This window comes from Streptomyces sp. NPDC094143, assembly GCF_040303825.1.
Classification (GTDB): domain Bacteria; phylum Actinomycetota; class Actinomycetes; order Streptomycetales; family Streptomycetaceae; genus Streptomyces.
On record NZ_JBEOTZ010000005.1, the window covers coordinates 41,769 to 64,843 of the forward strand.

General features: G+C 72.6%; 22 protein-coding genes and 1 pseudogene. 18 read left to right on the forward strand and 5 right to left on the reverse strand.

Annotated features, from left to right (window positions below; all coding sequences use genetic code 11):
• Positions 1 to 6 precede the first annotated feature (6 nt).
• From ABTZ58_RS08250 to ABTZ58_RS08325, 16 genes are all read left to right on the forward strand, one after another.
• On the forward strand, positions 7 to 1,038 hold the full coding sequence (locus ABTZ58_RS08250) for an amino acid ABC transporter permease (protein WP_351351969.1): 1,032 nt from the start codon (positions 7 to 9) through the stop codon (positions 1,036 to 1,038).
• On the forward strand, positions 1,035 to 1,799 hold the full coding sequence (locus tag ABTZ58_RS08255) for an amino acid ABC transporter ATP-binding protein (RefSeq protein WP_351351972.1): 765 nt from the start codon (positions 1,035 to 1,037) through the stop codon (positions 1,797 to 1,799). The genes ABTZ58_RS08250 and ABTZ58_RS08255 overlap by 4 nt, the downstream gene beginning before the upstream one ends.
• A 34-nt stretch (positions 1,800 to 1,833) precedes the next feature.
• Complete coding sequence (locus ABTZ58_RS08260; RefSeq protein WP_351351975.1) at positions 1,834 to 2,829, forward strand: ABC transporter substrate-binding protein; 996 nt, start codon at positions 1,834 to 1,836, stop codon at positions 2,827 to 2,829.
• 24 nt (positions 2,830 to 2,853) lie between these two features.
• A complete protein-coding gene (locus ABTZ58_RS08265) occupies positions 2,854 to 4,056 on the forward strand; it encodes an LLM class flavin-dependent oxidoreductase (protein WP_351351978.1) in 1,203 nt (400 codons plus the stop codon).
• 19 nt (positions 4,057 to 4,075) lie between these two features.
• A complete protein-coding gene (locus ABTZ58_RS08270) occupies positions 4,076 to 5,449 on the forward strand; it encodes an NtaA/DmoA family FMN-dependent monooxygenase (protein ID WP_351351981.1) in 1,374 nt (457 codons plus the stop codon).
• A complete protein-coding gene (locus ABTZ58_RS08275; RefSeq protein WP_351351984.1) occupies positions 5,446 to 6,546 on the forward strand; it encodes an LLM class flavin-dependent oxidoreductase in 1,101 nt (366 codons plus the stop codon). Before ABTZ58_RS08270 ends, ABTZ58_RS08275 begins: the two co-directional genes overlap by 4 nt.
• Positions 6,539 to 7,726, forward strand: coding sequence for an LLM class flavin-dependent oxidoreductase (locus tag ABTZ58_RS08280; RefSeq protein WP_351351987.1), 1,188 nt, complete (start codon positions 6,539 to 6,541; stop codon positions 7,724 to 7,726). Before ABTZ58_RS08275 ends, ABTZ58_RS08280 begins: the two co-directional genes overlap by 8 nt.
• Positions 7,727 to 8,335: 609 nt before the next feature.
• On the forward strand, positions 8,336 to 9,466 hold the full coding sequence (gene sfnG, locus ABTZ58_RS08285; protein WP_351351989.1) for a dimethylsulfone monooxygenase SfnG: 1,131 nt from the start codon (positions 8,336 to 8,338) through the stop codon (positions 9,464 to 9,466).
• Positions 9,467 to 9,494: 28 nt separating this feature from the next.
• Positions 9,495 to 10,712, forward strand: coding sequence for an acyl-CoA dehydrogenase family protein (locus ABTZ58_RS08290; protein WP_351351992.1), 1,218 nt, complete (start codon positions 9,495 to 9,497; stop codon positions 10,710 to 10,712).
• A gap of 12 nt (positions 10,713 to 10,724) precedes the next feature.
• On the forward strand, positions 10,725 to 11,282 hold the full coding sequence (ssuE, locus tag ABTZ58_RS08295) for an NADPH-dependent FMN reductase (RefSeq protein WP_351351995.1): 558 nt from the start codon (positions 10,725 to 10,727) through the stop codon (positions 11,280 to 11,282).
• A complete protein-coding gene (locus ABTZ58_RS08300; RefSeq protein ID WP_351351998.1) occupies positions 11,279 to 12,475 on the forward strand; it encodes an SfnB family sulfur acquisition oxidoreductase in 1,197 nt (398 codons plus the stop codon). Before ssuE ends, ABTZ58_RS08300 begins: the two co-directional genes overlap by 4 nt.
• Before the next feature lie 37 nt (positions 12,476 to 12,512).
• Positions 12,513 to 13,670: an LLM class flavin-dependent oxidoreductase gene (locus ABTZ58_RS08305; RefSeq protein WP_351352001.1), complete on the forward strand. Its 1,158-nt coding sequence runs from the start codon at positions 12,513 to 12,515 to the stop codon at positions 13,668 to 13,670.
• Positions 13,671 to 13,713: 43 nt separating this feature from the next.
• Positions 13,714 to 14,979, forward strand: coding sequence for a vanadium-dependent haloperoxidase (locus tag ABTZ58_RS08310; protein ID WP_351352004.1), 1,266 nt, complete (start codon positions 13,714 to 13,716; stop codon positions 14,977 to 14,979).
• Positions 14,980 to 15,101: 122 nt separating this feature from the next.
• Complete coding sequence (locus ABTZ58_RS08315; protein WP_351352007.1) at positions 15,102 to 15,746, forward strand: hypothetical protein; 645 nt, start codon at positions 15,102 to 15,104, stop codon at positions 15,744 to 15,746.
• Position 15,747: 1 nt separating this feature from the next.
• Complete coding sequence (locus tag ABTZ58_RS08320; protein ID WP_351352010.1) at positions 15,748 to 16,182, forward strand: phage holin family protein; 435 nt, start codon at positions 15,748 to 15,750, stop codon at positions 16,180 to 16,182.
• Positions 16,158 to 16,841 (forward strand): DUF3618 domain-containing protein, encoded by a 684-nt coding sequence (locus ABTZ58_RS08325; RefSeq protein ID WP_351352013.1) that lies wholly within the window; start codon positions 16,158 to 16,160, stop codon positions 16,839 to 16,841. The genes ABTZ58_RS08320 and ABTZ58_RS08325 overlap by 25 nt, the downstream gene beginning before the upstream one ends.
• Positions 16,842 to 16,927: 86 nt before the next feature.
• Here the strand turns inward: ABTZ58_RS08325 and ABTZ58_RS08330 are convergent, their stop codons facing one another.
• The 5 genes from ABTZ58_RS08330 to ABTZ58_RS08350 all read right to left on the reverse strand — a co-directional run bounded on the left by ABTZ58_RS08330 (position 16,928) and on the right by ABTZ58_RS08350 (position 21,850).
• Positions 16,928 to 17,812 carry a TauD/TfdA dioxygenase family protein gene (locus ABTZ58_RS08330; RefSeq protein ID WP_351352016.1) on the reverse strand — a complete coding sequence of 295 codons (885 nt, stop codon included), beginning with the start codon at positions 17,810 to 17,812 and terminating at the stop codon, positions 16,928 to 16,930.
• Between the two features lie 33 nt (positions 17,813 to 17,845).
• Positions 17,846 to 18,664, reverse strand: a complete 819-nt coding sequence (locus ABTZ58_RS08335) for an ABC transporter ATP-binding protein (RefSeq protein WP_351352019.1) — start codon at positions 18,662 to 18,664, stop codon at positions 17,846 to 17,848.
• Complete coding sequence (locus ABTZ58_RS08340) at positions 18,651 to 19,703, reverse strand: taurine ABC transporter substrate-binding protein (protein ID WP_351352021.1); 1,053 nt, start codon at positions 19,701 to 19,703, stop codon at positions 18,651 to 18,653. The genes ABTZ58_RS08335 and ABTZ58_RS08340 overlap by 14 nt, the downstream gene beginning before the upstream one ends.
• Positions 19,704 to 19,755: 52 nt before the next feature.
• Positions 19,756 to 20,625 (reverse strand): ABC transporter permease, encoded by an 870-nt coding sequence (locus ABTZ58_RS08345; protein WP_502996037.1) that lies wholly within the window; start codon positions 20,623 to 20,625, stop codon positions 19,756 to 19,758.
• Positions 20,626 to 21,262: 637 nt separating this feature from the next.
• Positions 21,263 to 21,850, reverse strand: coding sequence for a TetR/AcrR family transcriptional regulator (locus tag ABTZ58_RS08350; protein WP_351352024.1), 588 nt, complete (start codon positions 21,848 to 21,850; stop codon positions 21,263 to 21,265).
• 77 nt (positions 21,851 to 21,927) lie between these two features.
• On the opposite strand from ABTZ58_RS08350, the pseudogene ABTZ58_RS08355 reads away from it, so the two are divergent.
• Positions 21,928 to 22,248: pseudogene (locus ABTZ58_RS08355) on the forward strand (NAD(P)-dependent alcohol dehydrogenase); the annotation flags it as partial.
• 51 nt (positions 22,249 to 22,299) lie between these two features.
• On the forward strand, positions 22,300 to 23,073 hold the full coding sequence (locus tag ABTZ58_RS08360) for an SDR family oxidoreductase (protein WP_351352027.1): 774 nt from the start codon (positions 22,300 to 22,302) through the stop codon (positions 23,071 to 23,073).
• Positions 23,074 to 23,075: the final 2 nt, after the last annotated feature.

Consider the following 23,075-nt stretch of genomic DNA (forward strand, 5'->3'; position numbering starts at 1 on the left):
ACCACGATGGCATCCACCACAGGCGCCGCACCCCCCGGCGCGGCCACCGCGGGCGTCCGCCCCGACGCCCCGCCCGCCCCTGACGATCCGGCTTCCCTGCACGTCGTCCCCGCCCGCCACTACGCCCGCTGGGCCGCGGCTGCCGCCGTGGCGGTGCTGGTCGCCCAGTTCGTGCACGGACTGGCCACCAACCCCGTATGGGAATGGAGCGTCTTCCGCGACTACGTCCTGTCCGAGACCATCGTGCAGGCGGTCTGGGTCACCCTCCAGCTCACCGCCTACGCCACCGTCCTCGGCTTCCTCCTGGGCACCGTGCTGGCCTTCATGCGGCTGTCCCGCAGCCCGGTGCTGCAGACCGTCGCCTGGACGTACATCTGGATCTTCCGCTCGATCCCGATGATCGTGCAGCTGGTCTTCTGGTTCAACCTGAGCGCCCTGTACGAGGAGTTGGGCGTCGGGATCCCCTTCGGGCCGGTGTTCTGGTCGGTCGACAGCAACAGCCTCATCGGCACCATCGGCGCCGCCGTCATCGGGCTGACGCTGCATCAGGCCGCGTACGCCGCCGAGATCGTCCGCGGCGGGGTCATCTCCGTCGACCACGGCCAGCTGGAGGCCGCCGCCGCGCTGGGCATCCCCCGGCTGCGGCAGATCCGGCGCATCGTGCTGCCCCAGGCCATGCGCGCCATCCTGCCCACGGCCGGCAACGAGATCATCGGCCTGCTCAAGGGCACCTCGGTGGTCTACGTGATGTCCATCGGCGAGCTGTTCTATCAGGTGCAGGTCATCTACGGCCGCAACGGCCGGGTGATCCCGCTGCTGCTGGTCGCCACCGCCTGGTACGTGGTGCTGACCTCCCTGCTGTCGGTCGCCCAGTACTACGTGGAACGCCGCTACGCCAGGGGCGCCGACCGCACCCCGCCCCCGACACCGCTCCAGCGCGCCCGGCGCTTCGTGCGCACCCTGCGGGCGGCCGCCGCCCGGCGCGACCGGCCCGTCGTCCCGCTGAAAGCCCTCGGACCCCTGGGAGAGAGCCGATGAGCCAGGTCATGGTGGACGTCCACGGCGTCCACAAGAGCTTCGGCCCGCTGGAGGTGCTGCGCGGCGTCGACCTGCGGGTCCGGGCCGGCGAGGTCACCGTCATCCTCGGCCCGTCGGGCTCCGGCAAGTCCACGCTGCTGCGCACCATCAACCACCTGGAGAAGGTCAACCGCGGCTGGATCAGCATCGACGGCGAACTCATCGGCTACCGCCGCTCGGGGAACAAGCTGCACGAGCTGAAGGAGAAGGACGTCCTCAGGCAGCGCACCCACATCGGGTTCGTCTTCCAGAACTTCAACCTCTTCCCTCATCTGACCGTGCTGGACAATCTCGTCGAGGCGCCGGTCTCCGCCCTGCGCCGCCCCCGCAAGGAGGCCGAGGAGACGGCCCGCCGGCTGCTGGACCGGGTCGGGCTCGCGGACAAGGCAGGTGCCTACCCGCGGCAGCTCTCCGGCGGCCAGCAGCAGCGCGTGGCGATCGCCCGCGCGCTCGCCCTCGAACCGAAGGTGCTGCTCTTCGACGAGCCCACCTCGGCGCTCGACCCGGAGCTGGTCGGCGAAGTCCTCGACGTCATCAAGGACCTGGCCCGTACCGGCACCACCATGCTCGTCGTCACCCACGAGATCGGCTTCGCCCGCGAGGTCGCCGACACCGTGGTCTTCATGGACGACGGCGTCGTCGTCGAACAGGGCCCGCCCTCGGCCGTCCTCGACACCCCGCGGCACGAACGCACCCGCGCCTTCCTCTCCAAGGTCCTCTGACCCCCTTCCCGTCCCGCACGCAAGGAGCACCACCGTGGCCCTCACCCTCACCGTCCGCCGCACCACCACCGCGGCAGCCGCCGGACTCGCCACCGCCCTCGTCCTCGCCGGCTGCGCCAACCCCTCGGAAGGCGGCACGACCGAGGTCGCGGCCACACCCGGCGGCAAGAGCACGGTCAGGATCAACACCAGCCCGGACCAGAAGCGCATCAGGACCGGCAAGGTCGACTCCATCGCCGCCGAGGTCCCGCAGCGGATCCGCGACAGAGGCACGCTGGAACTCGTCGCCTCCGCCGGCTCCGCCGCCCCGCTCACCTTCCACGCCACCGACAACAAGACCGTCATCGGCGTGGAACCCGACCTCGCCCACCTCGTCGCCGACGTCCTCGGCCTGAAGCCGCACATCTCCACCGTCTCCTGGGAGAACATCTTCGTCGGCCTCGACAGCGGCAAGTACGACGCCGGCCTGAGCAACATCACCGTCACCGAGGAGCGCAAGGAGAAGTACGACTTCGCCACCTACCGCGAGGACAACCTGGGCTTCGAGGCGAGGAAGGGCAGCGGCCTGAAGGTCACCGGCCCCGAGGACCTGGCGGGCCGGACGGTCGCCGTCGGCAGCGGCACCAACCAGGAGAAGCTCCTGGTGGAGTGGAGCAAGGAGAACGAGAAGGCCGGCCGCGAAGCGGTGGACATCAAGTACTACCAGAACGACAGCGACACCTACCTCGCCCTCCAGTCCGGCCGCATCGACCTCTACCTCGGCCCCAACCCGACCGCCGCCTATCACGCGGCCACCACCGGCAGGACCGAGGTCGTCGGCACCTACTCCGGCGCCGGCGCCACCCTCCAGGGGCTCATCGCCGCCACCACGAGGAAGGACAGCGGCCTGGTCGAGCCGCTCGCGGACGCCCTCAACCACCTCATCGAAAACGGCACGTACGCGAAGGTGCTCCAGCGCTGGGGCCTGTCCGACGAGGCCGTCACCGAGTCCGAGATCAACCCGCCGGGCCTGCCCAGGACCAACCAGTAGGCGACCCCCGCAGGAAGGCTCCTCATGTCCTCGACCCCTCCCTCCCCGCTGCACCTCGCCGTCGCCCTGGACGGCACCGGCCGGCACCCCGCCTCCTGGCGCGAGCCGGGCGCCCGGCCGGGGGAGCTGTTCACCGCCGCCTACTGGGCCGACCTCGTGACCGAGGCGGAACACGGACTGCTCGACTTCGTCACCATCGAGGACGGACTCGGCCCCCAGTCCTCCCACCCCTTCGACCCGGACGAGCGCACCGACCAGGTGCGCGGCCGCCTCGACGCCGTCCTCATCGCCTCCCGCGTCGCGCCGCTGACCCGGCACATCGGCCTCGTGCCGACCGTCGTCGCCACGCACACCGAGCCCTTCCACATCTCCAAGGCGATCGCCACCCTCGACTACGTCAGCACCGGCCGGGCCGGCCTCAGGGTGCAGATCACCGCACGCCCGAACGAGGCCGCCCACTTCGGCCGCCGCACCGTCCCTCGCATCGAGGCGTACGACAGCCCGGACGCCCGGGCCACGGTGACCGACCTGTTCGACGAGGCCGCCGACTACGTCGAGGTCGTCCGCCGCCTCTGGGACAGCTGGGAGGACGACGCCGAGATCCGGGACGTCACCACGGGCCGCTTCATCGACCGCGACAAGCTGCACTACATCGACTTCGAGGGCCGGCACTTCAGCGTCCGGGGACCTTCCATCACGCCCCGGCCGCCGCAGGGCCAGCCGATCGTCAGCGCCCTCGCCCACGACACCGTCCCGTACCGGTTCGTGGGCCGTGCCGCCGACGTCGGTTACGTCACCCCGCGCGACGCCGGCGAGGCCCGCGACATCGTCGACCGGATCCGCGCCGAGCAGGACGCCGCCGGGCGGACGTCCGAGCCCCTGCACGTCTTCGGCGACCTCGTCGTCTTCCTCGACGACGACCCGGCCACCGCGCGGGCGCGCCGGGAACGGCTGGACGCGCTCGCGGGAGAGCTGTTCACCGGCGACGCGCTCGTCTTCACCGGCACCCCCTCCCAACTGGCTGACCTACTGCAGGAGTTGAGCGGCGGCGGGCTGTCCGGGTTCCGGCTGTGGCCCGCCGTGGCCGGACACGACCTGCCGGCGATCACCCGCGGTCTCGTCCCCGAGCTGCAGCGCCGCGGCGCCTTCCGCCGCGCCTACGAGGCCGGCACCCTGCGCGGCCTGCTGGGCCTGGCCCGCCCCGCCAACCGCTACGCCGCCGTCTGAGCCGGAAGGACCCGGACCGATGACCAAACCCCTGAAGCAGATCCACCTGGCCGCGCACTTCCCCGGCGTCAACAACACCACCGTCTGGAGCGACCCGCGGGCCGGAAGCCACATCGAGTTCGGCTCCTTCGCGCACTTCGCGCGCACCGCCGAACGCGCCAGATTCGACTTCCTCTTCCTCGCCGAGGGACTCCGGCTGCGCGAACAGGGCGGAAAGATCTACGACCTGGACGTCGTCGGCCGCCCCGACACGTTCACCGTCCTCGCCGCGCTCGCCGCCGTCACCGAGCACCTCGGCCTGACCGGCACCATCAACTCCACCTTCAACGAGCCCTACGAGGTCGCCCGCCAGTTCGCCAGCCTCGACCACCTCTCCGGCGGCCGCGCGGCCTGGAACGTCGTCACCTCCTGGGACGCCTTCACCGGCGAGAACTTCCGCCGCGGCGGATTCCTGCCGCAGCAGGAGCGCTACTCCCGCGCCAAGGAGTTCCTGGCGACGGCCAACGAGCTCTTCGACTCCTGGCGCGGTGACGAGATCCTCGCCGACCAGGAGGCCGGGCGGTTCCTGTCGGACGCCAAAGCCGGTGCCTTCGCGCACACCGGCCGGCACTTCGGCATCCACGGCCGGTTCAACGTCCCCCGCTCACCCCAGGGCCGCCCCGTCATCTTCCAGGCCGGGGACTCGGAGGAGGGCCGCGAGTTCGCCGCCGCCGAGGCCGACGCCATCTTCAGCCGGCACGGCACCCTCGAAGCGGGCCGCGCCTTCTACACCGACGTCAAGAACCGCCTGGCCAAGTACGGCCGCACCCGCGACCAGCTGCTCATCCTGCCCGCCGCGACCTTCGCCCTCGCCGACACCGACGCCGAGGCCGAGGAGCTCGCCCGCGAGGTGCGCCGGCAGCAGGTCAGCGGAGCCACCGCCCTCCGGCACCTGGAGTTCGTCTGGAACCGGGACCTGTCGGCGTACGACCCCGACGGCCCGCTCCCCGACATCGACCCGGACGTCGGCGAGGAGCACATCTCCCAGGGCCGCGCCCAGGTCCGGATGTACCGGGACCCGCTGGCCACCGCCCGCGAATGGCGCGAACTGGCCGCGGCCAACAAGTGGTCCATCCGCGACCTGGTCATCCACACCGGCAACCGGCAGAACTTCGTCGGCTCCCCGGCCACCCTCGCCCGGACCATCGACCACTTCGTCCAGACCGACGCGAGCGACGGCTTCATCCTCGTGCCGCACCTCACCCCGACCGGCCTGGACGAGTTCGCCGACAAGGTCGTCCCGCTGCTGCAGGAGAGGGGCGTGTTCCGCACGGAGTACGAGGGCACGACCCTGCGCGACCACCTCGGCCTGGCCCACCCGGACGGCATCCGCGCCGAGCGGGTGGCGTCGTGAAGTTCATCGCCATCACCCTGATCGTGCACCGCCCGGACCCGGTCACCGAAGTCCTCGAACCCACCCACGACCGCTTCCGGGAGGTCCTCGGCAACGCCCTGCTCGCCGAGGAGCTGGGCTTCGACGGCTTCGGTGTGGGGGAGCGGCACGAGCGGCCGTTCCTGTCCTCCTCCCCGACCGTCGTCCTCAGCCACGTCGCGGCGCTCACCCGGCGCATCCGCCTCTTCACCGCCGTGACCACCCTGAGCCTGCTCGACCCGGTGCGCGCCTACGAGGACTACGCCACCCTCGACCACCTCTCCGAGGGCCGGCTGGACCTGATCATCGGCAAGGGCAACGGCACCGCCCAGCGCGAGCTGTTCCACGTCACACCGGAGGACCAGTGGGACCGCAACGCCGAGAGCTACGAGGTCTTCCGGCGCCTGTGGCGCGAGGACAGGGTGACCGCGGCGACCCGTTTCCGCCCGCCGCTGACGGACGCCGAGGTCCGGCCCCGCCCCTACCAGCAGCCCGTACGCGTCTGGCACGGCAGCGCCACCAGCAAGGAGTCCGTCGACCTGGCCGCCCGCCACGGTGACCCGCTGTTCTCCGCGAACGTCACCCACCCCATCGAGCCGTACGCGGAGCTGATCCGCCACTACCGCGAACGCTGGGCGCACTACGGCCACGACCCGGCCCGCATCGCCATCGGCGCCGGCACCGCCGGCATCCACGTGGCCCCGACCTCCCAGCAGGCCCTCGCCGCCTACCGGCCGGTCTTCGAGGCCAACCTGGCCTTCGCCCGGCAGGCCGGACTGCCCGTGGTGTTCGAGACCCTGGAGGACTTCGCCGAGCGCAGCTCCGCGCTGATCGGCAGCCCCGAGCAGGTCATCGACAAGGTGCACCGCTACCACGAGCGGTTCGGGCACACGGTGCTCCACGTCCACGCGGACGCCGGCGGCCTCACCGACGCGCAGCACCGCCACTCGCTGGAGCTGTTCCAGTCGGCGGTGGCGCCGGTGCTGCGCGAGAACATCCCGGACCCGCCGTTCGCGTGGGCCCCGGTCCTGCCGGCATCACCGACCGCTCGTACCGAAGAAGGGCTGGCCCATGCCTGACATCCCCCTCGGCGTCCTCGACCTGGTTCCCGTCTCCTCCGGATCCACGGCGGCGGACGCCCTGCACCACTCCATCGACCTCGCCCGGCACGCCGAACGGCTCGGCTACGCCCGCTACTGGTTCGCCGAACACCACCTCAACCCGGGTGTCGCGGGCACGTCCCCGGCGGTCGTCCTGGCCCTGACCGCCGCGGCCACCTCCACGATCCGGCTCGGCTCAGGCGCCGTGCAGCTCGGTCACCGCACCGCCCTGTCCACCGTCGAGGAGTTCGGCCTGATCGACGCCCTCCACCCCGGCCGCCTCGACCTGGGCCTGGGCCGCTCCGGCGGCCGCCCGCCGGGGGAGAGCGCGACCGTCCCGGAGGAACCGCCGGCCGCCGGCCGCGCCCCGAACGGCCTGCTCATCCCGCCCCGCTTCTCCTTCACGCACCTGCTCGGTTCGCCCCGCGTCGCCCTGCAGCGCAAACTGCTCCTGCTGCCGAACGCCGAGCCGCAGGACTACGCCGAGCAGATCGACGACGTCCTCGCCCTGCTGGCCGGCACCTACCGCTCCCCGGAGGGCGTCGAGGCGCACGTCGTGCCGGGGGAGGGAGCCGATGTCGACGTGTGGATCCTGGGCAGCAGCGGCGGCACGAGCGCCGAGGTCGCGGGCGCCCGCGGCCTGCGGTTCACCGCGAACTACCACGTCAGCCCCGCCACGGTCCTGGAAGCGGTGGACGGCTACCGCTCCTTCTTCAAGCCCTCCGAGTTCCTCGACCGGCCGTACGTCAGCGTCTCCGCCGACGTGGTCGTCGCCGGGGACGACGCGACCGCCCAGGAGCTGGCCACCGGTTACGGCCTGTGGGTCCGCAGCATCCGCACCGCCGAGGGCGCCATCCCCTACCCGACGCCCGCCGAGGCGCGCGCCCACGCGTGGAGCGACGAGGACCGCGCGCTCGTACAGGACCGCGTCGACACCCGGTTCGTGGGCTCACCGAGCCGGGTCGCGGACCAGTTGGAGCAACTCCAGGAGGCCACCGGAGCCGACGAGTTGCTGATCACGACGATCACGCACGGGCACGCGGACCGGGTCCGCTCCTACGAGCTGCTCGCCCAGGAGTGGCGCCGCCGGGGTCACCTCTCCGGGGCGTCCGGCAACGACCCCGCAACCTCCGACGCCAGGCAGGCGCACGCGCGGTGACCGCCGCGGGCCCCGGCCCGCGGCACGGCACCGGCATGCCGGCGCTGCGGTACCGGCAGCACCTCGGTGGCACCCGCCCGAACGGGCCCTCCAGCAGCCCGTGGTGGATCCCGGCCTGCTGCGCGCCCACCGACCTCACCTGCGTCCAGCGGGTGCGGGGAGCGGCACTCCCGCACGGTCGGGATGACCAGGGGCAGCAACTCCCGCCCCTCATCCCAGCCGGGTGACGGCGGCGATGTATTCGAGCTCCAAGGGAATCTCTGTCACAACCTCGTGAATACCTGCGCCCAGCATGTGAAATCAGGCCGGGCATTCTTGACCGGCCGCCCGTCGCGCTGCTTTGATCGAGGACATGAAGCGACAGGATCTCACGCGGCGACGCCACGTCGACCTCGCGCGTGTCTGCAGTTCCCGCTGTCGCTGTCGGGCCTGAGCGCACCGAGGGAAACCCTCGCATCCGCGCCTCCCGTCCCTCCCTTCCGTGAATTCCCGTGCCGGCCGCATTCCCCTGTGACGGCGGCTTTCCCGCCGACTCCGCCTCCCCGCGCCTGAATTCCGGAAGTCCCTCATCACGCTTTCGCGCAGCATTCGCCGGCCAGGAGTTTTCCCATGCCCGAATTCCCCGCAACCGACCCCGTCCGCTTCGCCTACTGGGTGCCGAACGTCAGCGGTGGCCTGGTCACCAGCACCGTCGAGCAGCGCACCGACTGGGGCTACGACTACAACCGCGAACTGGCCGTGCTCGCCGAGAACAACGGCTTCGACTACGCCCTCAGCCAGGTCCGCTACATGGCCAGCTACGGCGCCGAGTACCAGCACGAGTCGACCAGCTTCAGCCTCGCCCTGCTGCTCGCCACCCAGCGGCTCAAGGTCATCGCCGCCGTCCACCCGGGGCTGTGGCACCCGGGCGTCCTCGCCAAGCTCGGCGCCACCGCCGACCACCTGTCGGGCGGACGCTTCGCCGTCAACGTCGTCAGCGGCTGGTTCAAGGGCGAGTTCACGGCCCTCGGCGAGCCCTGGCTGGAGCACGACGAGCGCTACCGCCGCGCCGAGGAGTTCATCACCGCCCTGCGTCGCATCTGGACCGAGGACCACGCCGAACTCTCCGGCGACTTCTACCGGTTGCGTGACTTCTCCCTCAAGCCCAAGCCGCTCAACACCCCCCAGCGTCCGCACCCGGAGATCTTCCAGGGCGGCAACTCCACCGCCGCCCGCGCCATGGCCGGCCGCGTCTCCGACTGGTACTTCAGCAACGGCAAGGACTTCGACGGCGTCACCGAGCAGATCACCGACGTCCGTGCCTCCGCCGCACAAGCGGGCCGCACGGCACCGAAGTTCGGCCTCAACGGCTTCCTCATCGCCCGTGACACCGAGGCCGAGGCCCGCGAGACGCTCCGCGAGATCGTCGCCAAGGCCGACACCCCCGCCGTCCACGGCTTCCGCGACGCCGTCCGCCAGGCCGGGCAGTCCACCGCCGACGGCAAGGGCATGTGGCAGGACTCCACCTTCGAGGACCTCGTCCAGTACAACGACGGCTTCCGGACCGGCCTGATCGGCACGCCCGAGCAGATCGCCGAGCGGATCGTCGCCTACAAGCGGCTCGGCGTCGACCTCTTCCTCCTCGGCTTCCTGCACTACCTGGAGGAGGTCGAGTACTTCGGCAAGCGGGTGCTGCCCCTGGTGCGCGAACTGGAGGCGCAGCGAACCGAGTTCGAGCCGACCGCCGCCGCACACGCCTGACCGCCCCCCCACGAGAGGACACCGCCCCATGAGCACCGTCGCCCGCACCGACTGGCAGAGCGCACCCCTCCCCAAGGACGCCGAGGGCTGGATCGCCCGCGCCGCGGAGGTCGCCGCCGTCCTGGCCACCGACGCGGCAGCCCGCGACAAGGCCGCCGCCACCCCCTACGAGGAGGTCCGCCTGCTGAAGGACTCCGGCCTGGTCACCCTGCTCGGCCCCGTCGAGCACGGGGGAGGGGGCCAGGACTGGCCCACCGCCTACCGTGTCGTCCGCGAGGTCGCCAGGGCGGACGGCTCCATCGGCCAGCTGCTCGGCTACCACTACCTGTGGAACTGGGCCGCCCGCCTGGTCGGCACCCGCGAGCAGTGGGAGCACGTGGAGGCCGAAGCCGCCCGCAACCGCTGGTTCTTCGGCGGCGCCGTCAACCCGCGCGACGCCGACGTGGTCGTCCGCGACGAGGGCGACACCCTCACCTTCACCGGCCGCAAGACCTTCTCCACCGGCAGCAAGGTCTCCGACGTCACCGTGCTCGAAGGTGTCCTGGAGGGCACCGACGACCACGTCTTCGCCATCGTCCCCTCCGACAGCGAGGGCCTCACCTTCCATGACGACTGGGACAACATCGGTCAGCGTCTCACCGAGAGCGGCGGCGTCACCCTCGACGCCGTCCGCGTTCCCTGGTCGGCCGCCGCCGGCTACGTGGACAAGCAGTTCCGGCCCCGCGTGTACAACACGCTCAACGTGCCGACCATCCAGCTCGTCTTCGTCAGCTTCTACCTCGGCATCGCGGCCGGCGCCCTGGAGACCGCCGCCACCTACACCCGCGCCAAGTCCCGCCCCTGGCTGCACGGCGGCCACGACCGCGCCGTCGACGAGCCCTACGTCATCGACACCTACGGCGACCTCACCGCCAAGCTGTGGGCCGTCGAGGCACTGGCCGACGCCGTGGCCGCCGAGGGTCAGAAGCTGCACGACGACCCCGACGCGGTCACCGAGCAGGCCCGCGGCGAGTTCGAGGTGCGGGTGGCCGCGGTCAAGGCCCGCGCCACCGACGTCGCCCTGGAGATCACCAGCCGCATCTTCGAGGTCACCGGCGCCCGCGCCACCGCCTCCGCGGAAGGCCTCGACCGCTTCTGGCGGAACGTGCGCACGCACACCCTGCACGACCCCGTCGCGTACAAGCGCCGCGAGGTCGGCCGCCACGTCCTGACCGGCGAACTGCCGCAGCCCACCTGGTACTCCTGAAAGGTCCCCCCCATGGCCACGATCCTGTCCGTCTCCGGCAGCCCCTCCGCCACCTCCCGCACCGCACGCCTCCTGCGCCACCTGGACCAGCGGCTCACCGCGCAGGGACACGAGGTGATCCCCTTCGACGTCCGCGACCTGCCCGCCGAGGCCCTGCTCGGGGCGGACTTCCGGCACCCGGCCATCGTCCAGGCCACGGCGCTGGTCGAGCGGGCGGACGGGGTCGTGGTCGGCACCCCCGTCTACAAGGCCGCCTACTCCGGGCTGCTGAAGTCCCTGCTCGACCTGCTCCCGCAGTACGCGCTGGCCGGCAAGACGATCCTCCCGCTGGCCACCGGCGGCTCCGTCGCGCACGTCCTGGCCATCGACTACGCGCTGCGCCCCGTGCTCAGCTCCATGGGCGCCACGCACATCGTCCCGGGCTGGTTCACCCTCGACAAGGACATCACGGCCGGTGACGACGGCACCCTGACCGTCGCGCCCGGCTCGGCGGAGGCCCTGGCCCAGGTCACGGACCAGTTCTCCGCCGCCCTGGGCGGACGCACGACACACCTGGCGGCCACCGGATGAGCACCGCACACGTGATCGCCGACGACGGGGAGGCCCTCGCGGTCGCCGCCGCCCTCGCCGCCGAGTTCCGCAAGGGCGCCGCCGAGCGGGACGCCCACCGCCGGCTGCCGCACGCGGAGGTGGCGCGCCTGTCGGCCTCCGGGCTGCTCGCCGTGTCGGTCCCGGCCGGGTTCGGCGGCGCGGACGTCGGCGCGGGCACACTCGCCGAGATCTTCCGGCTGCTGGCCACCGCCGACGCCAGCCTCGCCCAGATCCCACAGAGCCACTTCGTGTACGTCAACGTGCTGCGCCGGCAGGGGACGCCCGCGCAGCAGAGGTTCTTCTTCGGCGAGGTGCTGGCGGGCAAGCGGTTCGGCAACGCCCAGTCCGAGGCGGGCACCCGGCACGTGCAGGACCTGCGCACCCGGCTCGCGCCGCGGCCGGACGGCTCGTACGTCCTCGACGGCGTCAAGCACTACTCCACCGGTGCCCTGTTCGCCGACTGGATTCCCGTCCTCGCCCGCGCCGGGGACGACACCCTGCACGTGGCGTACGTGCCGCGGGACGCCCCGGGGCTCACGGTGATCGACGACTGGGACGGCATGGGGCAGCGCACCACCGCCAGCGGCACCGTCCGCCTGGAGTCGGTGCCCGTCCCCGCCGACCGGGTCGTCCCGCACCACCTCACCTTCCATGGGCCCCAACTGCATGGCGCTGTCGCCCAGTTGCTGCACGCGGCCATCGACACCGGGATCGCCGCCGGGGCGCTGGCCGAGGCGGTGGAGTTCGTCCGTGCCAAGAGCCGCCCCTGGTTCGAGGGCGTCGACGAGGGGCACGCCACCGCGGCGGAGGACCCCCTGCTGATCCAGCGGTTCGGTGAACTGGCCATCCGGGTCCGGGCAGCCGAGGCGTTGCTCCGCGAGGCGGCCCGCGCGGTCGACGCCGCGCGCGCCGACCTGACCGACGACTCGGCCGCCGCGGCCTCCGTCGCCGTGGCCACCGCCAAGGTGGCCGGCGCGGAGGCGGCCGTGGAGCTCGGCAGCGCGCTCTTCGAGGTCGCCGGGACCCGCTCGGCACTCGACTCCCTGCGCCTGCACCGCCATTGGCGGGACGCTCGCACCCACTCCCTGCACGACCCGGCCCGCTGGAAGGTCCAGCACATCGGCCGCTACGTGCTGAACGGCACCAGGCCGCCCCGGCACGGACTTCTGTGACGAACACCCCTCCCAGCGCACCCGATCGGAGCCCCGCGTGTCCCTCACCTTCCACTGGTTCCTGCCCACCAACGGCGACAGCCGCCATGTCGTCGGCGGCGGCCACGGCACCCCGGCGACTGAGACCGGCCGCGACCGGCCGCCGACGGTCGGCTACTTGAGCCAGATCGCCCGCGCCGCCGAGGATCTCGGCTTCGTCGGCGCCCTCACCCCGACCGGCGCCTGGTGCGAGGACGCGTGGCTGACCACGGCCATGGTCAGCCAGCGGACCGAGCGGCTGAAGTTCCTCGTCGCCTTCCGGCCCGGTTTCGTCTCGCCGACGCTCGCCGCGCAGATGGCCTCCACCTTCCAGCGCCAGACGGGCGGACGCCTGCTGCTCAACGTCGTCACCGGCGGCGAGAGCCAAGAGCAGCGCGCCTACGGCGACTTCCTCGACAAGGACGCCCGCTACCGCCGCACCGGCGAGTTCCTCCAGGTCGTCCGCGAGTTGTGGGCCGGCAAGAGCGTGGACCTGCACGGCGAGCACCTGCAGGTCGAGGACGCGCGCCTGGCGCGGGTGCCCGACCCCGTGCCCCAGGTGTACTTCGGCGGCTCCTCACCGATCGCCGGAGAGGTCGCCGCGCGCCACGCCGACGTGTACCTCACCTGGGGCGAGCCGCCCGCGCAGGTCGCCGAGAAGATCGCCTGGATACGGACGCTGGCAGCCCGGGAGGGCCGCACCCTCCGCTTCGGCATCCGGCTGCACGTCATCACCCGGGACACCTCGAAGCAGGCCTGGGCGGAGGCGGACCGGCTCCTGGCCGGCTTCGACGCGGAGACCGTGGCGGCGGTCCAGGCGGGCCTCGCCCGCAGCGAGTCCGAGGGGCAGCGGCGCATGCTCGCCCTGCACGGCTGCGGCAGCCGCGAGGGCCTGGAGATCCACCCCAACCTGTGGGCCGGCATCGGCCTGGTGCGCGGCGGCGCGGGCACGGCCCTGGTCGGCAGCCACGACGAGGTCGCCGAAAGGATCCAGGAGTACGCCGCCCTGGGCATCGAGGAGTTCGTGCTCTCCGGCTACCCGCATCTGGAGGAGGCGTACTGGTTCGGCGAGGGCGTCCTGCCCAGGCTGCAGGCCCGGGGGCTGTGGCAGCACCCCTCCGGCCGGCCGGCGGCCCCCGCCGCGCAGGTGCCGTTCACCGGCGCGGGACGTCCGTGAACGCCTCACCCCCCACGGCATCACCCGAACCGAAGGAGAACGCGTGAGCCCGTACAGAACCCGCCCCGCCGCCGTCGCCCTGGGCGCGGCGGTACTGCTGGCCGCGTCCGTCGCCGTGCCGAGGGCCGCCGCGGCCGACCGCAACACCACCGTGCTCACGTGGTACGACGCGGCAGCCGAGACCATCGCGGCCGCCGGGGCGCCCACCCAGGTCACCAACAGCCGTACCTGGGCGATCGGTTGGCTTGCCGCTGCCCGGGCGGCCCGAAGCGTGCCCACGGGCGTGGAGCGTGGTCCCTACCAGGAGGCGGCACTGGCCGCGGCCGTGCACCGGGCGCTGGTCACCCTCGTACCGAGTCGGACCCAACAGCTCGACGCGACGTACGAGAAGACACTCGACGCCGTGCCCGACGGTCCTGCGGAGCGGCGCGGCGTCGCGGCGGGCGAGCGGCAGGCGGACCTCCTCCTGGCGTCGCGGCAGGGCGACGGCCTCGACCCCGGCTCGGTCAACGCTCCCTATCCCGTACGGCCGGCGGCGCCCGGCGTGTGGCAGCCGACGCCACCCGCCCACGCTGCGGCGGCGCAGTACGGCAACCGCCTCGCCGACCCGTTCGTCCTCACCTCCCAGGACCAGTTCCGGCTCGGCCCGCCCCCCGCGCTGGCCTCCGCGCGCTACGCCGCCGACCTCGCGGAGGTACGGGCGTACGGCGGCGTGGACAGCACCGCACGCAGCGCCCACCAGACCGAGACGGCCACCTTCTGGCTCGGCTCCTCCCTCACCCTGTACACCGAGCCGCTGCGCGTGGCCCTCGCCCGCAGCGGCCAGGGGCCGGCCGGACAGGCGCGGCTGGTGGCGCTCTTCCACGTGGCCCTGGTGGACACGCAGATCGCCACCGCCGACAGCAAGTACGCCTATGAGCGCTGGCGTCCCGTGACGGCCATCCGCACCGGCGCCATCGATCCCGACCCGGACTGGACGCCGCTGCACGCCACCCCGGCGCATCCGGACCACCCGAGCGGCCACAACACCTACTCGGGCGCGGCGGAGACCGTGCTGTCGGCGCTCGTGGGCCCGCGGACCGCCCCGTTCGACCTGACGAGCCCCACCGCTCCCGGGGTGATCAGGACGTACACGGCGTGGCGGCAGCTGTCGGACGAGAACGTGGACGCCCGTGTCCTTGCGGGCATCCACACCCGCTCGGCGGACGAGGCCGGCATCACGCTCGGCAAGGACGTCGCCCGGTACGTCCTGCGCCACGCGGGACGCCTCCTGGCACCGTCAGGGGACGCGGCCGGCCGCAGCCACTGACGCAGGGAGGAAAAATCCCGTTCACGACCGTTTTGGCGTGATGTGTGTGGTTAACCGAGGAGGGTGCGTTGCGGAACGGACGCCGGAGCAGATCCACGGGCGGTGCCTGAGGGAGAGGACCCATGAGCGAAATGGCGAAGGTGAGCACCGAGCGGGCTCAGCAGGCGGGGCAGACGGCGAAACAGGAGGCGTCGGCCACGGCCGGTCAGGCCCGGCAGGGCGCGAGCGAGGTCGCCGGAACGGCCGCCGAGCAGGTCAGAGCTGTCACCGGCGAGGCCAGGGCCCAGGCCGGAGCCATGGCCGGCGACCTGCGGACGCGGGTCGGCGAGGAGGCGGAGAACCAGGCGCGGCGGGGAGCACAGGTGATGCGGCAGTGGGCGGACGACCTGTCCGGCCTCGCGGACGGAGCCGCATCGGACTCACCAGCCAAGAGCCTCGTGGCCCAGGCGGCGGACCGTGGGCATCGCGCCGCCGACTACCTGGACTCGCACGGAGTCGGCGGCCTGGTCGGTGACCTGGAGGACTTCGCCCGCCGGCGCCCCGGAGTTTTCCTCGGCGGCGCGGTACTGGCCGGGTTCGCCGTCGGGCGGCTTGCCAAGGCCGGCGGCAAGGCGAGCGGGGCGAGTGGTTCCGGCCCGGACCCGTCCGCGCGGACGGACCCGCCCGGACCGGGGAGCGTGCCCGAGGACGCGGCGCCGCCGGTGCCGCCGCCGGTGCCGCCGACGCCGCCGGCACCGGCGGTACCGCCGGGATACCGGGAGGCATGAGATGTCGTCGCTCACGCCCCATACCTCGCAAACACAAGCCGCCAAGCACCGCGGGCAGGAGGACGCCTCGATGGGGGAGCTGCTGGCGACCGTGACGTCGGACGTGCAGCAGTTGCTCCACCAGGAGGCGGAACTGGCCAAGGCCGAGATCCGCGAAGAGGCCGCGAAGGCGGGCAAGGCCGCCGGGATGTTCGGCGGGGCCGGTTTCGCCGGTTACATGGTGGCCCTCCTGCTGACGCTGGCGGCGATGTTCGGCCTGGCCAACGTGATGGACCTGGCCTGGGCCGCGCTGATCGTCACCGCGCTGTGGGCGGTGATCGGCGTGATCCTCTACAGCCGGGGCCGTGCGCGCATGCGCACGGTGTCGCCCAAGCCGGAACAGACCATGGAAACGCTGAAGGAGGACATGCGATGGGCACGGCACCCGACCGGATAAGGGCCGACATCGAGTCCACACGGGAGAGGCTGTCCGAGGACGTCTCCCGGCTGGCCGACCGCGCGCGCCCGCGCCAGATCGTACGGCGCCGCACCCGGCGCGCCCGCGGCGCGCTGCACGGCGTCAGGGAGCGGGTCATGGGCAGCGCCTCGGAGTTCACCGGACAGACCGCCGACCGCACCCAGCAGGCCGCCCGGTCGGTGCAGGACACCGCCGGCCAGGCCGCCGGAAAGGTCACCGACACCGCTCGGGAGGCCGCGGGACAGGCGGGTGAGGCCGTGCGGCAGGCCCCGGAGCAGGCGATGCGGCAGACCCAGGGCAACCCGCTCGCGGCGGGCCTGATCGCCTTCGGCGCGGGACTGCTGACCGCCTCGCTGCTGCCCACCTCGCGGGCCGAGGAGCAGGCGGCGGGCCGGGCCGGCCAGGCCGTCGAGCCCGTGAAGCAGGCCGCGCTGGAGTCGGCGCAGCAGCTGAAGGAGGACGCCACCCAGGCCGGCCGCCAGGCCGTCCAGGAGGTCAAGGACACCGCCTCCGAAGCCGCCCGCGCCACCAAGGACCAGGCCGCCGAGCAAGCCGGCCAGGTCACCGACCAGGCCCGCCGGTCCGCACAGACCACGGCGGAGGAAGCACGCGGCCAGAGCGGCGGTCCGCAACGGTAGGCGCGCACGCGGCACGGGCGGACAGCCCGCCCGTGCCGCGTGACGTCACCCGGGCGACACCTGACCCGCGCCCTGCCGGCGCCCGGTCAGCGGGCCGGACCCGCGGGACCCACCGGAGTGTCCCCGCGCAGCGTGATGCGGTGCATGACGCGATGCTGGTCGCCGTAGTCGCGGTTGGCGTAGTGGGCCGTGCTGCGGTTGTCCCACAGAGCGACATCACCCGGCCGCCAGCGGTGCCGCACCACGTGCTCGGGCTTGGTGAGGTGGGCGTACAGGATGTCGAGGATGCCCCGGCTCTCGTGTTCCGAGACACCGACGATGTGCGAGGTGAACCCGGGGTTCACGAACAGGCCCTTGCGGCCGCTCTCCGGGTGCACCCGCACCACCGGGTGCTCCACCGGCTCCAGAGCGGTGAACACCTCGCCCTCCCACAGGTTGCCCCGGCCCTGACGGCGCTGGGCGAGGTAGTAGCCGAACTCGCGACTGCCGTCGTGGACGGCGGTCAGCGTGTCGACGTAGTCCCGCAGGCCCGGTGACAGCGACTCGTAGGCGAGCTGGCTGTCGGCCCAGTTGGTGTCGCCGCCGTAGGGCGGCAGCACCACCGCCCGCAGGACGGAGATCGCCGGCGGCCGCCGGACGAACGTCACGTCCGTGTGCCACACGTCGGCGAATCCGTTGTCCTGGCTGTCCAGGGAGTACACCTCGGGCGCCACGTCACCGGAGTCGTGCACCGGGTGCCCGACGGTGACCTCGCCCAGGCGCCTGCCGAACTCGATCTGGGCGGCGTCGTCGAGGCCCTGCTGGCCCCGCACGAAGAGCACCTTGTACGCCACCAGGGCCTCGCGCAGCGCCAGCACCTGGTCGTCGTCGAGGCGGCCGAGCTCGATGCCGTCGATCTCGGCGCCGAAACCGGGCCCGAGCCGGGTCAGGGGCAGCCGGGCCACGGCGGGCCGCTCGCTGATAACGCTCACTTGCAGGTCCTTTCCTGAGGAGTGATACGGGATTCAGGCCGCCGCGGCGGCCTTGACGGCGTGGGACACCTGCGCGCGCAGCTCGGTGAACTCCTTCGAGTCGCGCAGCTCCTCGCCGTCGACGTCGCCGCGCGGCAGGGCGATCGGCAGGTCCAGGGCCACGGTCCCGGGGCTCCTGGTCAGCACCACGATGCGGGTGCCGAGGAACACCGCCTCGTCCGCCGAGTGCGTCACGAACACCGCGGTCCGCCCGGTCCGTTCGGTCACCCGGCGGACGTCCTCCTGGAGCCGCTCCCGGGTCAGCGCGTCCAGCGCCGCGAACGGCTCGTCCAGCAGCAGGAGCGGGTTCTCGGCGGCGAGCGCCCGGGCGATGGCGACGCGTTGCTGCTGGCCGCCGGAGATCTCCCAGACGCGCCTGTTCTCGGTGCCCTCCAGGCCGACCCGGGCCAGCAACTCCGCGCGCCACTCCGGCCATCGGGCGCGGTCCACACCCGCGTACCGCAGCGCGAGGTCGATGTTGCCCCGGACGGTCCGCCACGGGAACAGCCGCGGGGTCTGGAACACCACACCCGCCGCCTCGCCGGGCCGCGGCTCGGCGCCGGAGACCCGCACGGAGCCGTGCGTGGGCCGCTCGAAACCGGCCATCAGCCGCAGCAGCGTGCTCTTGCCGCAGCCGGAGGCGCCCACCAGAACCAGGAACTCCCCGGCCGGTACGGTCAGATCGACCGGTCCCACGGCGGTGAAGGTCTCGCCGCCCCTGCCGTACCGGTGGGTGACGTGGTCGAGGCGGACGGACCCGGCGCCGGAGGTGTCCGTCCCGACGGCGGCCCCCGTCGTCTCACTTGAGGACATCGGGCAGCCCCTTGAGGTAGAACGCCTTGCGGACGACGTCCTCGGACGGCGCGGCGGCGATCTGCTTCTGGCCGGCCAGGAAGGCGGCGGTGTCGGCGACGTAGGTGAGCAACCTGCCCGGGCTGCCGTCCGCGCCCAGCCAGTCGGCGGAGACCACCTGCTCCGGGGTGAGGAACACGCCCTGGGCGAGCTGCGCCCTGGCATCCGGCGCGGGAATGCCGAGTTCGGCGGCGACCGCCTCGACCGTGCCGTCCGGGTCGGACTTGATCAGGCGCAGGGCCTCGGCCTGCGCCTTGCGCCAGGCGTCGATCGCCTGGGGGTCCCGGGCGATCAGGTCGTCCGACACGACGGCCAGGTCGAGGGTCGGCTTGCCCGCGGCGCCGATCTCCTCGCTGCTGGTGAGCTGGGTGCCACTCTCGCGCAGCTCGTCCAGGGTCGGCAGCCAGACGTAGGCGGCGTCGATGTCGCCCCGTTGCCAGGCGGCGAGGATGGGCTGCGGCTGCAGGTCGATGAGTTCGACGTCCGACGGCTCCAGGCCGGCCGACTCCAGCGCCGCCAGCAGGCTGTAGTGCGAGGTGGAGGCGAAGGGAGTGGCTATCTTCTTCCCCTTCAGCCCGGCGACCTCCGTGATGCCGGTGGCCTTGCGCGCCACCAGCGCCTCGTTCTCGCCCGCGACGTCGAGGATCCACGCGACCTTGTACGGGATGGGTGAACTGCCGGACACCCCGCGGGCGAACGGGCTGGAGCCCAGCGCGGCGATGTCGAGGGACTTGCCGATGAAGGCCTGGTTGACCCCGGCGCCGGAGTCGAACTTGATCCAGGTGATCTCGTGGTCCGGCAGCGCCTTCTCCAGCAGCTTTCTGTGTTTCACGAGCAGGTCGCCGCTGGGGAAGGCGAAGTAGCCGATGCGCAGTCGTTTCGAGCCGCCGGACGGCGCGTCCGCACCGTCGGAGGAGCAGCCGGCGACGGCCGCGGACACCGCGGCCAGGGCTCCGGCGAGGAGGAGCCGGCGGGAGGGGCCGTGCGGGGCAGGGGACATGGTGGAGCCGTTTCTGTGCGGAGGGACAGACAGGAAGGAGGCGGGCGGGGGACTACGCGTGGCCGCGCCAGGGGACGGCCACGCGTTCGAGCCGCAGCAGCAAGCCGTCGATGATCAGGCCGGAGACACCGATGGCGATGATGCCGACGAGCACCACCGGCGTGTTGTTGTAGTTGGCGGCGTCCTTGACCATGCCGCCGATCCCGGGCAGGCCGTTGACCAACTCGGCGGCCACCAGGGAGGAGTAGGCCACCCCCACGGCGAGCCGGACTCCGGTGAGGGTCTCCGGCAGGGCGGACGGGACGACGACGTCCCGCACCACGTCCCAGCGGGAGGCGCCGAGCGCACGGGCGGCCTCCACCAGGTTCTTCGGTACGGCGGCGACGGCCGTGGTGGTGGACACCGCGACGGGCGGGAAGGCGGCCACGGCGAGCAGCGTGACCTTCGGCTCCTCGTTGATGCCCAGCCAGATGATGAGCAGGGAGAAGTAGGCCAGCGGCGGCAGGGTGCGCAGGAACGTGATCCAGGGTTCGAACAGCGAGCGCGTCCAGCCGACGGTGCCCATCAGCAGCCCGAAGACCACGCCGGCGATCACGCCGATGCCGGCGCCCAGCGCGATGCGCCGCAGGCTGATGCCCAGGTGCTCGACGAGTGTGGTGCCGTTGTAGCCCCGGGTGCCGTCGTGGGTGGTCGAGACGTCGACGAACGCGTCCCACACGCTGACCGGTCGGGGAACGAGCGTCTCGCTCCACGTCCCGCTCGCCGCGAGCAGTTGCCACAGGGCGAGGAAGAGCAGGAGCGAGCCCAGCGGCAGGGCGGCAGGGCGCACCCGCAGCCATACGCCCCGCGCCGGTGGGCGGGGTCCGGGTGGCGCTTCGGGCGGGTCGACGGGGCTGCGAAGAACGGGAGTTGTGGACACCAGGAGTCCTCCAGGGGCGCCGGGGCGTGAGCGGCCGCCCCCTGCGCGCGGGCAGGGGGTGACCGGCCCCGGGCGGGAGTCATGCCGAACGGCAAGGAACGAACGCGCAGGTGGGAGAAGAGCGCGGGAACCGCGGTGCGGGTGGCGTCACCACACGGCGGGATGCGTCAGAGCAGCGGGTTCAGCGACAACACGAGCCCGGGCGTCGGCACAGGTCGATGACCAGGCGTCGCACCAAGAGCTCGGAATTCATGAGGCATATTTCTACAGCAGTCGCGGCCCGGCGCCAACCTGCGTCCACTCCTCGGAACGGGAGATCGCCGCGTCGGCACGTGCGGTCGCACCGGCCCGGCGGGAGATCGTCCGCAGCCGTGGGGGTGATGCTGCCGCCGGGTCGGCGCGCGGGGCGGTGCGCCCCCGTCACGCCGAACCGCGCCGGCGTACCGGTGGGTTCCGTCCAGGCGGCCTCGTCCTGGTCCCCCGTCCGGGCGGGACCCGAGGTGTGAGACCGGCGGAACGGGGTAACCGCTTGCCGCTGGACGGGGAGGGCCGCGACACCTGGGGAGGTCGAGGCGGCCCTTCCCCTTCCCGGGCCCGCAGGTCACCGCCCGGGGCGGCCGGCGGCTGACGCCGGCGTCGGTCAGCCGGCGGCCATGGCGCGCCGGACGCTCTCGCGGAGCAGTGCGCGGCGCTGCTCGTGCACCTCGGCGGGTTCCTGTGCGCTGGCGGCGTAGACGTTGCTGACCGGGGACCAGGCCATGGACATGGCGATGACCATGGCCATCAGGTCGAACGGATCGCCCTGGCGCACCAGTCCGGCGGCCTGGGCCTCGGCGATGGCGCGCAGTTTGCCGTCGTCGAGACGGTCGGAGTCCTCCACCAGGTGCCCGGTCGGGCGTCGCTCCAAGCGCGCCCAGGTGGCCAGCCGGATCAGGTCGGGCCGGCGCAGGTACTCGTCGTAGAGGCGGACGGCCCAGTCCGCGAGGTCGCCGGCGTCGATCGGCACGACGTTCACGATCCGTTCCAGCGAGCCGAGGAAGATGGCGTCGAAGAGGCCGTCCTTGCTGCCGAAGTAGGCGTACAGCTGCGCCTTGTTGGTGCGCGCGGCGGCCACGATCCGCTCGATGCGCGCTCCGGCGATCCCGTGTTCGGCGAATTCCCGGGTCGCCTCGTCGAGGATGCGCTGGTAGGTCGCGGCTCCGCGGGAGGTCAGGGGCTGCTCGGGCATGGATGCACCCTACCAGACAGAACAGTTGGTTTGCCTTGCGGCCGCTTGCGTTCTACGCTGAATAGACCAACCAGTCTACCATCTCCTCACCGCACGACCTCGGCCCCTATCTGCGCCTGGTCGCCCTGGACGGGACGCTCAGCCAGCTCGGATACCTCGGACCCGTCACCGTCGAGACCGTCGACCTGCTGGTGGGACGCAAGAAGCTCAGCTCAGCGGGCAGCGGCGGTACGCCCGCCACCAGGGCCATGCTCGACTTCTGCGGCGAGCACGGCATCACCGCCGACGTCGAGGTACTCCCGTCGGCACGCGTGAACGAGGCCCTCGACCGCCTGCGGCGCAACGACGTCCGCTACCGCTTCGTCCTCGACATGTCCGACCTGGACCGGATCGCATGACACCACGGACCCCTTGACCCTCTCCCCGAGGGAGAGTCCACGGTCGCGTCCATGAACAGCACAGAACTCGAAGGTCGCAGCGCGGTGGTGGCGGGCGGCAGCAAGGGAACCGGCCTGGCGACGGTACGCCGGCTGCACACGGCAGGAGCCCGGGTCGTGGCCCTGGCCCGCACGCCCGTGGACGTGCCGGGCGTCCGGTCGGTCCAGGCCGATCTCAGTACCCCCGAAGGCGTCTCCTCGGCCGCCCGGACGGTGGCCCGGCTCGTCGGCGCGCCGGACGTGCTGGTGCACCTGGTGGGCGGATCCCGCGCCCCGGCCGGCGGCTACGCGGCGCTCGACGACGAGACCTGGGCGGAGGAGCTCGCGCTCAACCTGCTGTCCGCGGTCCGGCTGGACCGCGCACTGATCCCGGCCATGGCGCGGCGCGGGACGGGCGCGGTCGTGCACGTGACGTCCATCCAGCGCCGTATGCCGCTGCACGAATCGACCCTGGCGTACGCCGCGGCCAAGAGCGCCCTGGCCACGTACAGCAAAGGGCTGGCAGGCGAGCTGGCGCCCGCCGGTCTCCGGGTCAACACCGTCGCCCCCGGCTTCATCCGTACCGACGGGGCCGAGCGCCTGCTGAGCCGCCGGATGAGTGAGGCCGGCATCACCCGGGAGACGGCGCTCGCGGACCTCATGCGCGTCCTCGGCGGCATCCCGCTGGGGCGGCCCGCCGAGCCGGAGGAGGTGGCCGAGGCCATCGCCTTCCTGGTCTGCGACCGGGCCGGTTCCGTCACCGGCACCGAACTCGTGGTCGACGGCGGCACCGTCCGCACCCTCTGAGC